This window comes from Shewanella sp. SG44-2, from assembly GCF_014164215.1.
Taxonomy (GTDB): Bacteria; Pseudomonadota; Gammaproteobacteria; order Enterobacterales; family Shewanellaceae; genus Shewanella; species Shewanella frigidimarina.
In genome coordinates, this window is the sequence record NZ_JACJEU010000003.1 from 135337 (window position 1) to 146759 (window position 11423).

The 11423-nt window shown below is 41.6% G+C and carries 9 protein-coding genes and 2 tRNA genes; 10 read left to right on the forward strand and 1 reads right to left on the reverse strand.

Annotated features, from left to right (window positions below; genetic code table 11):
* Nucleotides 1–132 precede the first annotated feature (132 nt).
* The 10 genes from tpiA (at nt 133) to rpsO (ending at nt 8201) form a co-directional block, all read left to right on the forward strand.
* Entirely contained in the window at nt 133–915 is a 783-nt protein-coding gene (gene tpiA / locus H5181_RS03435) for a triose-phosphate isomerase (protein WP_011636460.1), read from the forward strand.
* 4 nt (nt 916–919) lie between these two features.
* Nucleotides 920–1255, forward strand: a complete 336-nt coding sequence (gene secG, locus H5181_RS03440; protein ID WP_059746473.1) for a preprotein translocase subunit SecG — start codon at nt 920–922, stop codon at nt 1253–1255.
* A 13-nt stretch (nt 1256–1268) separates the two neighbouring features.
* Nucleotides 1269–1355: transfer RNA gene (locus H5181_RS03445), tRNA-Leu, on the forward strand.
* 81 nt (nt 1356–1436) lie between these two features.
* Nucleotides 1437–1512, forward strand: a tRNA-Met gene (locus tag H5181_RS03450).
* 169 nt (nt 1513–1681) lie between these two features.
* Nucleotides 1682–2137 (forward strand): ribosome maturation factor RimP, encoded by a 456-nt coding sequence (gene rimP / locus H5181_RS03455; RefSeq protein WP_041413431.1) that lies wholly within the window; start codon nt 1682–1684, stop codon nt 2135–2137.
* Between the two features lie 31 nt (nt 2138–2168).
* The gene (nusA, locus tag H5181_RS03460) at nt 2169–3668 is read left to right on the forward strand and encodes a transcription termination factor NusA (protein WP_011636463.1); all 1500 of its coding nucleotides are present in this window, start codon (nt 2169–2171) and stop codon (nt 3666–3668) included.
* Between the two features lie 25 nt (nt 3669–3693).
* Complete coding sequence (infB, locus tag H5181_RS03465; protein WP_011636464.1) at nt 3694–6339, forward strand: translation initiation factor IF-2; 2646 nt, start codon at nt 3694–3696, stop codon at nt 6337–6339.
* A 66-nt stretch (nt 6340–6405) separates the two neighbouring features.
* Nucleotides 6406–6837: a 30S ribosome-binding factor RbfA gene (gene rbfA / locus H5181_RS03470; protein WP_011636465.1), complete on the forward strand. Its 432-nt coding sequence runs from the start codon at nt 6406–6408 to the stop codon at nt 6835–6837.
* Nucleotides 6837–7790 (forward strand): tRNA pseudouridine(55) synthase TruB, encoded by a 954-nt coding sequence (gene truB / locus H5181_RS03475; RefSeq protein ID WP_011636466.1) that lies wholly within the window; start codon nt 6837–6839, stop codon nt 7788–7790. Before rbfA ends, truB begins: the two co-directional genes overlap by 1 nt.
* Nucleotides 7791–7931: 141 nt before the next feature.
* Entirely contained in the window at nt 7932–8201 is a 270-nt protein-coding gene (gene rpsO / locus H5181_RS03480) for a 30S ribosomal protein S15 (RefSeq protein ID WP_011636467.1), read from the forward strand.
* A 1160-nt stretch (nt 8202–9361) separates the two neighbouring features.
* On the opposite strand, the gene H5181_RS03485 is transcribed toward rpsO, so the two are convergent.
* Nucleotides 9362–11398 carry a bifunctional diguanylate cyclase/phosphodiesterase gene (locus H5181_RS03485; protein WP_182750235.1) on the reverse strand — a complete coding sequence of 679 codons (2037 nt, stop codon included), beginning with the start codon at nt 11396–11398 and terminating at the stop codon, nt 9362–9364.
* Nucleotides 11399–11423: the final 25 nt, after the last annotated feature.

An 11423-nucleotide genomic window follows, 5' to 3' on the forward strand; every position in this document is an offset into this window, starting at 1 on the left:
AATATTCAGATATGTTGTTGCTCGCTTAAAAAGTAGACGCTTCGACACTTTATGTGAAATATTCCCCTTTTAGCTCTTGTAACTTGATAAGTGGTTCGCTATTATTCACGCCGCTTTCAGAGGAGACAGTGAATGGCACTCAGACGTCCTATGGTCGCTGGCAACTGGAAAATGAATGGTAATTCAGCACTAGCAGAAGAACTATTTAAGAAGTTTGCTACAAAGCTCCAAAATGATTCCGCTGAAGTGGTTTTATGCCCGCCTTCAATTTATCTTGAAAGTGTTAGGCAGCTGCTTGAAGCCAATAAGCAAACCTTAGACGGTGCGCTTGTTAGAATGGGTGCTCAAAATCTTAGTCAACATGATTTTGGTGCATATACCGGCGAAATATCCGGGCAGATGCTAAAAGATTCTGGATGTCGATATGTTATTATCGGCCATTCCGAACGTCGCCGTATGTACGGAGAGACGAGTAATATCGTGGCAGAGAAGTTTGCCGCAGCACAAAAATATGGTCTGACACCGATTTTATGCGTAGGTGAATCAGGACCAGCTCGTGAAGCAAGACGTACCTTTGAGGTGATTGCGGAAGAGCTTGATATAGTAATTGAAAAAAACGGTACCATGGCTTTTGATAACGCAATTATCGCCTACGAACCTTTATGGGCTGTAGGGACAGGTAAAAGCGCAACACCAGAGCAGGCACAAGAAGTACATGCGTTTATTCGCAGTCGCCTCTCTGAAGTGTCTCCCTTTATTGGTGAGAATATCAGAATTCTATACGGTGGTAGCGTCACCCCAAGCAATGCGGCAGATATCTTTGCCCAGCCTGATGTTGATGGTGGTCTGATTGGCGGTGCAAGTTTGAACTCAAGTGAGTTTTTAAGTTTATGTACCATAGCAATGAGCGCGTAATTATATGTACGAAGTTCTGATAGTTGTATACTTGGTGGTAGCTTTAGGCCTTATAGGCTTAATTTTAATTCAACAAGGAAAGGGTGCCGATATGGGCGCATCTTTCGGAGCCGGTGCCTCAGGCACTCTATTTGGCTCAAGTGGTTCAGGTAACTTCCTGACCCGCAGTACTGCAGTATTAGCCATTGGCTTTTTTGCATTAAGTTTAGTGATTGGTAATTTAAGCGCTAATCACACTGAGCAAAATGATCAGTGGAAAGATTTAGGTCCAGCAGCAGAGCAAATCATTGATGATGCGCCTGTTCAGACCGAACAGTCAGAAACGAAAATTCCTGACTAGTATACCAGGTGTCGCCGAGGTGGTGGAATTGGTAGACGCGCAGCCTTGAGGTGGCTGTGTCTTAACGGACGTGCGGGTTCAAGTCCCGCTCTCGGCACCAGATTTAAACTAACAAATCATGGATTGAGTTTGATTAGTTATTGCAAGATATAGTGTAAATCAATATACTTGCATCAGTTGACGCGGGGTGGAGCAGTTGGTAGCTCGTCGGGCTCATAACCCGAAGGTCGTCGGTTCAAATCCGGCCCCCGCAACCAGCTCCTTGTGATTTAGTTTCGTAAGAAAATAAATCACAATTTACAGGTTTTATAATAAAATAACCTCGTGATTACGGGGTTTTTTGTTATATGAACTTTTAAATATCCGTGTTAGATGCGGGTTGCAATGGGGCTATTAGCCCTTTTTTTGTTTTTTTGGGGGTCATTTTTGGCAACAATAGAATCCAAGCTAGTTGAAATGTTAACAGTACCTGTTGAAGCTCTAGGCTTTAAACTATGGGGCATTGAGTATATTCAAGCTGGTCGTCACTCAATTCTTCGTGTGTTTATTGATCACGAGAATGGCATCAATATTGAAGATTGTGCAGAAGCCAGTCGTCAAGTTAGCGCAGTTATGGATGTTGAAGACCCTATTTCTACAGAATACACATTAGAAGTATCTTCACCTGGCGTAGATAGACCGTTATTTACTGCCGAGCAATATAGAGCTTATATAGGTGAAGAAACAAAAGTACAATTGACTATGCCTGTTGCCGGTAGTCGTAATTTAAAAGGCGTCATCAGTAGTGTTGATGGGCAAATGCTCACTATCACCGTTGATGGTAAAGACTTGATTGTTGCTTTGGATAATATCCGTAAAGGCAACGTTATAGCTAAGTTTTGATAGTTTCAGGTGAAGAACGAGGCAAGACCAAATGAATAAAGAGATCCTGCTAGTCGCAGAAGCGGTTTCCAATGAGAAAGGCCTTCCGCGCGAGAAAATTTTCGAAGCGCTAGAAATTGCACTGGCTACCGCAACAAAGAAAAAATATGAAGGCGATATTGAAGTTCGCGTAGCTATTGATCGTAAAACAGGCCATTACGACACTTTCCGTCGTTGGATGGTGGTTGACGATCAAGGTGAAGCTCTGGAAAACCCATACAGCGAAATTACGTTTGAAGCCGCTCGTTATGAAGAACCAGAGATTCAAGTGGGTGAGTTTATTGAAGATCAAATCGACTCAGTTGCATTTGACCGTATCACTACGCAAACCGCTAAACAAGTTATCGTACAGAAAGTACGTGAAGCTGAACGTGCACAAATTGTTGAACAATTTATTGAACGTGAAGGTGAGATTGTTACTGGTGTTGTTAAGAAAAGCACCCGTGAAAGCGTAGTTGTTGATTTAGGTAACAATGCTGATGGCGTGTTATTTAAAGAAGACTTAATCAGCCGTGAATCTTTCCGTCCTGGTGACCGTGTGCGTGCATTATTGTACTCAGTACGTCCAGAGGCGCGTGGCGCTCAGTTATTTTTAACGCGCAGTAAAGCTGAAATGTTGATTGAACTGTTTCGGGTTGAAGTGCCAGAAATTTACGACGAATTGATTGAAGTAATGGGTGCCGCTCGTGATCCAGGTGCTCGCGCTAAAATTGCCGTGAAATCAAATGATCGTCGCATTGACCCTATTGGTGCATGTGTTGGTATGCGTGGCGCACGTGTACAAGCCGTATCAAACGAATTAGGTGGCGAGCGCGTAGATATCGTGTTGTGGGATGATAATCCTGCACAATATGTGATCAATGCCATGGCGCCAGCTGATGTTGCATCTATCATTGTGGATGAAGACAACCACTCGATGGATATTGCTGTAGAAGCTGACAGTTTGGCACAGGCTATTGGTCGTAATGGCCAAAACGTACGTTTAGCGACTCAACTCACTGGTTGGGAACTAAACGTAATGACAGTTGAAGACATGAACAAAAAACACCAAGCTGAAAGTGCAAAAGTGATTGATTTGTTTGTGGCTTATCTAGATGTAGATAAAGATTTTGCAGCCGTATTGGCTGATGAGGGATTCACTTCGCTAGAAGAGATTGCTTATGTCCCAGAATCTGAACTATTAGCAGTAGAAGGTTTCGACGAAGGAATCGTTGAAGCATTACGTGAACGTGCAAAGGCGGCAATCTCTACAAGAGCATTAGCGTCGGAAGAAGCGTTAGATGGTGCAGAGCCAAGTGATGATTTACTAGCATTGGAAGGATTAGAAAGACATTTAGCTTATGTTCTTGCGAGCAAAGGCGTAGTGACTTTAGAAGACTTGGCCGAGCAAGGTATTGACGATTTAATTGATATTGAAGAATTAACAGAAGAAAAAGCAGGCGAGCTCATCATGGCTGCCCGCAATATCTGTTGGTTTGGCGAAGAAGCATAAGTCGATCAACAGGGGGATCTAATTGATGGCAGATACAAGCGTAGAAAAATTAGCAGCGGAAGTGGGAAAATCGGTTGATCGATTAATCGAGCAATTCTCACAAGCTGGTATGAACAAAAAACAACTCGATACTGTTTCAGAAAAAGAGAAGCAACAGCTTCTTGATTATCTAAAAAAACAGCATGGTGCAGATTCAGTTCCGACTAAAATGACATTGCAGCGTAAAACGGTGTCTACGTTAAGTGTTGCAAGCACTGGCGGTCAGTCGAAAGACGTGAAGGTAGAAGTTCGTAAAAAACGTACTTTTGTTAAGCGCGATGATGCAGAATTAGCAAAACAAGCTGAATTAGAAACTCAAGCTAAAGCCAAAGCAGAAGCTGAAGCCCAAGCAAAAGTGGAAGCTGAAGCAAAAGCAGCTGCAGAAGCGAAAGCTACTGCAGATGCGAAGAAAAAAGCGGAAGCAGAAGCCAAATTGAAATCAGAAAAAGTAAAGTCTGAACCTAAAGTGACTAAAGTTGCTGACCCAGAAACTGCAGCAGCAAAAGTTGAAGCAGATCGTTTAAAAGCGACTCAAGAAGCCGTGCTTACTCAAAAGCAAAAAGATGAAGCTGCTAAAGCCGCAGAAACTGCGCGTCAACTTGCTGAAGTCAACTCAAAGCGTTGGGCTGAAGAAGAGCGCCAACGTTTAGATGCTGAAAAGAATGGCGATCACCACATCACAACGTCTAAAGTTGCTCGTGCAGCAGAAGACAGTTCAGATGCTGATGATGAAAAACGTGGCCGTCGTGCGCGCAACAAAAACGCTAACAAAAAACGTGGCGGAAAAGATGCTCGTGACGGTCGTGAAAAACACATGCGTAACCGCAGTACAGCACCTGAATCTATGGCGCACGGTTTTAATAAACCAGCTGCAGCTGTTAGTCGTGATGTGCGTATCGGTGAAACTGTAACCGTATCTGAACTAGCGCATTTAATGGCAATCAAAGCCACTGTTATCATCAAGCAAATGATGAAAATGGGCACCATGGTAACGATTAACCAAGTACTTGACCAAGAAACAGCCCAAATGGTTGCTGAAGAATTAGGTCATAAAGTTGTACTTATTCGTGAAAACGAACTTGAGCATCAAGTACTAAAAGATCGTGATGATAATATCCAACTAGAGTCTCGTGCTCCGGTTGTGACTATCATGGGTCACGTTGACCATGGTAAGACGTCATTACTTGATTATATCCGTCGTGCTAAAGTTGCTGCTGGCGAAGCCGGTGGTATTACTCAGCATATTGGTGCATATCACGTTGAAACTGAAAACGGCATGATCACCTTCCTTGATACTCCTGGTCACGCGGCGTTTACGTCAATGCGTGCTCGTGGTGCTAAGGCGACTGATATTGTTATTTTGGTTGTTGCTGCCGATGATGGTGTAATGCCACAAACGATTGAAGCGATTCAACATGCTAAAGCGGGTAACGTACCGTTAATCGTAGCTGTTAACAAAATGGATAAGCCAGATGCTGATCCAGAGCGTGTTAAGAGCGAACTGTCTCAACATGGCATCATGTCAGATGATTGGGGCGGAGATAACATGTTCGTTCACGTATCAGCCAAAACTGGTATGGGCGTTGACGAATTGTTAGAAGGCATCTTGCTTCAATCTGAAGTTTTAGAACTTAAAGCAGTACGTGACGGTATGGCTGCTGGTGTTGTTATCGAATCGCAACTTGATAAAGGTCGTGGCCCTGTGGCAACTATCCTGGTTCAAGAAGGTACGTTACGCCAAGGTGATATCGTTTTATGTGGTCTTGAGTACGGTAAGATTCGTGCGATGAAAGATGAAAACGGTCATGCTATTACTGAAGCGGGTCCATCTATTCCAGTAGAGATTTTAGGTCTTTCTGGTGTGCCGTCTGCAGGTGATGAAGCGACAGTGGTACGTGATGAACGTAAAGCTCGTGAAGTTGCATTGTATCGTCAAGGCAAGTTCCGTGATGTTAAGTTAGCGCGTCAGCAAAAGTCTAAGCTAGAAAACATGTTTGCGAACATGGAAGAAGGCGAAGTACAAGAGTTGAACATCGTACTGAAAGCGGATGTTCAAGGTTCTCTTGAAGCGATTTGTGAATCTTTAGCTAAACTGTCTACAGATGAAGTTAAAGTGAATATTATTGCTCGCGGTGTAGGTGCATTAACCGAAACCGACGCAACATTAGCCGCAGCTTCAAATGCGATTCTTGTTGGTTTCAATGTCCGTGCTGATGCACAGGCTCGTAAGACCATTGATTCAGAAAGTGTTGATTTACGTTATTACAGCATCATCTACAACTTAATTGATGAAGTTCGTGCCGCAATGACAGGTATGCTAGCGCCTGAATTTAGACAAGAAATTATCGGTCTTGCAGAAGTTCGTGACGTATTTAAGTCTCCTAAAATTGGCGCTATCGCTGGTTGTATGGTTACCGAAGGTATCGTTAAACGTAGCGCACCAATTCGTGTTCTACGTGATAACGTGGTTATCTTCGAAGGTGAACTTGAATCATTACGCCGCTTTAAAGACGATGCACCAGAAGTCCGAAATGGGATGGAATGTGGTATCGGTGTGAAGAACTATAATGACGTTCGTGTAGGAGACCAAATTGAGGTCTTCGAAACAGTCGAAATAGCTCGCACCTTATAAGTACCAATGGAAGGGCGGCTTTAGCCGCCCTTTTTGATTGTAGACCTAACGATATGGCATATCATCATGGCAAAAGAATTTAGTCGTACACGCCGTATTGCACAACAACTCCAGCAAGAACTTGCAATGGTGTTGCAACGCGATATGAAAGATCCTCGCATTGGTTTTGTCACAGTAAATGACGTCGACGTCTCTCGTGATTTAAGTTATGCAAAAGTTTATGTGACCTTTTTTGAAGAAGATACTGAACTTGTTCAACAAAAAATTGATGCGCTTACTGTAGCTGCGCCTTATGTCCGTACTTTAGTCGCTGGCCGCATGAAATTACGCGTCATGCCTGAATTACGTTTTATTTATGATAGTTCGCTAGTAGAAGGCATGCGTATGTCTAACCTAGTGACACAAGTCATTAATAAAGATAAAGCCAAACAGCAGCAATTTACGCCTGACACACCTGATAACAGCGAGTCTGTTGACGGTGAAAAGGAGCAAGATTAATGGCTCGTCGCCCTAAAGGTCGCTTCATCGACGGAATCGTATTACTCGATAAAGATACTGGCATGAGCTCTAATTTTGCCCTGCAAAGAGTAAAGCGTTTTTTTAATGCCAATAAAGCTGGCCATACAGGTGCTTTAGACCCGTTAGCAACAGGTATGTTGCCTATTTGCCTGGGAGAAGCGACTAAGTTCTCTCAGCATTTATTAGATTCGGATAAGCGCTACCTGGTGACAGCTAAACTGGGTCAACGTACTGACACAAGTGATTCAGATGGGGAAGTCGTGCAAACGCGCCCTGTTAACGTTACTCAAGCATTACTTGACGAAAAGCTCGCATTTTTTCGAGGAACCACTCAGCAAATACCGTCAATGTATTCGGCATTAAAATACCAAGGTCAGCCTTTGTATAAATATGCTCGTGAGGGGATTGAAGTTCCACGTGAGTCGCGACCTATTACCGTGTTTGAGCTAAATTTTATTAAGCTTGAAGGTGATGAGTTAACCTTAGACATTCATTGTTCTAAAGGGACTTACATTCGCACCATTATTGATGATTTAGGTGAAATGCTTGGTTGTGGAGCACATGTGGTTATGTTGCGTCGTACTCAAGTCGCCGAATATCCTTATGAAAAAATGGTAACGCTTGCCCAATTAGAAGCGCTACTTGAACAAGCTCATAGACAAGATGTTGCTCCTCAGACCCTAATGGATCCGTTATTGTTACCAATGGATACTGCAGTGGCTAAATTTGCTGAAATTAACTTGCCTGAGGCGATGCTATATTACGTCATGCAAGGGCAAGCAATTCAAGCAGCGGGACTTAAGCCTGATGAATTAGTGCGGATCACTATTGGCGATGAACGCCGATTTGTTGGTATGGGTATCATGAATGATGATGGTTTATTAGCACCCAAACGTTTAATTGTGATCCACGATAATGATGCCGCTGAGTAGTCTGTTTACTTGGTCATTCACTTTTTCAGATAAATAATCGAATTTTATTGCGGTTAGCCAGCAATCTGGTTAGAATATCGCGCTCACTCTGGCTGAGTTAGTGATCGGCTTGAGATACATTTACTTTTTTTGGAGATACACATGTCACTAAGTGCTGAAACAAAAGCAAAAATTTTGGCTGATTTTGGTCGCTGCGAAAACGATACAGGTTCAACTGAAGTTCAAGTAGCTTTGTTAACTGCTCAAATCAACCACCTTCAAGGTCACTTTAAAGAGCACATCCATGATCACCACTCTCGTCGTGGTTTATTACGTATGGTTAGTGCACGCCGTAAGCTTTCTGCTTACTTAAAGCGTACAGACGTAGCTCGTTATACTGCTATGATCCAGAAGTTAGGTTTACGTCGTTAATTCGACATTCTGCTTACTTTTGTAAGTAGTTTAACCGTAAAGAGGGAGGCCATAAGCCTCCTTTTTTTATTGCCTAAATTAATCAAATCGCCTCAGAATTGTGCCAAACAAGTACCCACTAGTTGTCTTGGCGTTATCTACCCAATCTACAGCAATAGCATCTTGGTATTATATCTACGGGCTATTTTAATGGCCAAATATTCTATGTAAGTTGTTTTAGAATCGTCTTCTGGACGAAAATCGCTGTTTTCCCCTTGCATTGTCGACACTTGCTAAAAACTTTTTCTGCTAGTTAATTCCATCGATATTAACTTTTTAATTGGTTATGGCTAATTTTTAGATCGTTCTTTCATCGTCATCAACGTTACGCTAAGTTTTATTTCATTATTTTGGAAGATATTGAGCAGAAACTATATGGTCATTTCATTAAAAATATAACCTATTTATTTGTCTAAGCATTTACGTTTCGGCGTAATCTTCAGGTTATTTTTCATTTGCAATATCTTTTAACATCATAGCCAACACAGTAAATTGAATACTTAAGTCGTTCTATACAGGTATGTTTGAACAATTTTGTATGCTTCAACATTGAGTTGATACGTGTAATTGCAGGATTAAAGGCGCTAGGGAACACAGGAGCAGTTACCGACTGCAATTACGCTAACTGTTACGCATTTCCTTAGAAAATGTTTAACTCTTGCTGAGAGACCTAATGGGCAATGAATTTGATATGGTAGTATTTGGTATTTCTATGCCTAACCAGTACTTCCTTGCAGCTATAGATGGGCGGTGACAACTTAATATCCTGCCATCACTAACTTCTAGTTAGTTAGTGAGTGAATAAAATAACAATTTGAACCTTACATTTGCCTTAAACAATTACGGCTGAAACATTAATTTTGATGACCATATTGCAAAAGAGTTCTGCTAGGATTTTTTAGAGAATAGAGAATAGAGAATAAGGGGCAGCTTACCATTTTGCCAAATGAATTGAGCGCTTTAGATGAGGTAATATGTTACTTGCGGAAGGTTAATACGGCCACTGCCACCTCAAAACAATGTCGTTTTATATTGATGAACCACTGACTAACTCTTACGTTCAAGCCGGTCGCTAATGAATGTGTTTCGGCATCTGATACCAGACATTGAGCTTGTAGTGGTTAAACGTGCATTATTTTCGCAGTATTACAGGCAATATATTTCTCTTCAAACTCTTCTATTGGTAATGGCTGGCTGAAGTAAAAACCTTGGCCGATTTCACATTGATTTTCTTTGAGCCATTCCAACTGTTGAATATTTTCAATACCTTCAGCAACAATGGTCAAATCAAGCTGACGTCCGAGCATTAAAATAGTTGACGCAATTGCGCTATCTTCTGGAAGATCGCTAACAAATGCACGATCAATTTTCATCGTGGTAATCGGCAAGTGTCGTAAATATGATAATGAAGAATACCCAGTACCAAAGTCATCGACTGCAATACCAAAACCAGCTGACTTGAGTTGTTCCAATTTGGTAATTGCTTGTTCAACATCATTCATCAGTGACGTTTCTGTTATTTCTATTTCAAGCAATTCTGGACGTATTTGATAACGAATTGCCAGTTGCTTTATATCAGGTACTAAACTGGCATCGGCAAATTGTTGCGAGGCCACATTAACAGCAATAGGAATCGCATAATTGTATTTTCGTTGCCATTCCCTAATGACTTTACAGCTTTGTTCGATAACCCAACGTCCGATAGGAATGATAATACCTGTTTCTTCAGCAACAGGGATAAATGACATTGGGCTGATTAATCGACCGTCTTTTTGCCAGCGAATAAGTGCTTCACATCCGACGACTTGATTGGTGTTTAAATCAAACTTAGGTTGGAAATATAATAAAAATTCGTTGTTTTTCAACGCATCGTGTAACGAGGCTTCTGTACGTAATCTCACAGCTGCACGTTCTGTCATTTGTTGTTTAAAGAACGACCATTGATTAGAACCAGCGGCTTTAGCGCTGTACATAGCAATATCTGCATGACGAATTAAATCCTCTGCGGTGTTACCATCTTCTGGATATATTGATATCCCGATAGAAGCCGCTGGATGGATAGCATGCTCATTTAGTTGAATCGGAGTATTTAATTGGATCAGTAACTTATCTACAAAATCAGCTGCTTGTGCCGGGGTTTGTATTTCATCGGCTAAAATCACGAATTCATCGCCACCTAAACGCGCCACGCTGCCTCGATCACCGACCACTCTTTCTAAAATACGTGCGATTCGTGCAAGGAATTGATCCCCTAATGCATGGCCTAAAGAGTCATTGACGTTTTTAAACCGATCTAAATCGATAAAGAGTAGAGCAAAATTTCGTTTATGAACTCGTGATCGTTGAATCGTCACATTGAGTGTTTCTAATAATAAGGTTCGGTTTGGTAAACCAGTTAATGGGTCTCGCGTCGCCATCTTGCGCAGTTTATTTTGAGTCTGACTAAATTGTAATAAAATTTGATTAAATTTACTGGTAACGAGCCCTAATTCATCATCTTTATGGGCTTGAGACATAGGCAACAAGTTTTCATCTGGATAATCTGGGTCAATTTTATCGATAGCTTCACTAATACGTGCGATAGGTTGTGTTAGAAAACGATGAAACACCACTGTTAGTACAAGTGTGAGTAATAATGCACGAGCTAATGTTGCTATTAGCCCAAGTTGTAGTTGGCTAAAGAGTTTTGTGGTGAGTTTTTGAGTGTCGTAAAAAATGGTCAGTGTGCCAATGAGTTGCTGTTGTTTATTGCCTTCAAAATAGAACGGACGATACAGCGAACGGGAAATTTCTTTTCTTTCACCAAAAAGGCGATTACTTAAGGAGATGTAATTATTAGAGAATTCATCTGATTCATTGGCCTCAGACACAAATAATGAACCATCATCAAGCTCAATGACCGCTGAACCGACATTATCGACTTTGATAATACCTTCGAGTGTTTGACTAGCAAGTTTGTCATCTAACGACCATACTGCATTGGTGGTGGTTTGTTCTACGGAATTTAGCAGTTCTTGCTGTGCATCAGTGAGCTGTTGATTAGTCGTAATGACAACTAATGCAATTTCTACTATAAAGATGGCAATTGCAAAAAACAAAGCAGTAAATACTACTAAGTTCGTTTGTTTCCAGGTTAGAGACTTAAAACGGGCAGTCATGCATTATTCCATGTCATATAAGTGA

What these genes read in the sequence shown, in the direction of transcription:
- infB (WP_011636464.1), top strand. Translation starts at nt 3,694, where the DNA reads ATGGCAGATACAAGCGTAGAAAAATTAGCAGCGGAAGTGGGAAAATCG.
- rbfA (WP_011636465.1), top strand. Translation starts at nt 6,406, where the DNA reads ATGGCAAAAGAATTTAGTCGTACACGCCGTATTGCACAACAACTCCAG.
- nusA (WP_011636463.1), top strand. Translation starts at nt 2,169, where the DNA reads ATGAATAAAGAGATCCTGCTAGTCGCAGAAGCGGTTTCCAATGAGAAA.
- truB (WP_011636466.1), top strand. Translation starts at nt 6,837, where the DNA reads ATGGCTCGTCGCCCTAAAGGTCGCTTCATCGACGGAATCGTATTACTC.
- secG (WP_059746473.1), top strand. Translation starts at nt 920, where the DNA reads ATGTACGAAGTTCTGATAGTTGTATACTTGGTGGTAGCTTTAGGCCTT.
- H5181_RS03485 (WP_182750235.1), bottom strand. Translation starts at nt 11,398, where the DNA reads ATGACTGCCCGTTTTAAGTCTCTAACCTGGAAACAAACGAACTTAGTA.
- tpiA (WP_011636460.1), top strand. Translation starts at nt 133, where the DNA reads ATGGCACTCAGACGTCCTATGGTCGCTGGCAACTGGAAAATGAATGGT.
- rpsO (WP_011636467.1), top strand. Translation starts at nt 7,932, where the DNA reads ATGTCACTAAGTGCTGAAACAAAAGCAAAAATTTTGGCTGATTTTGGT.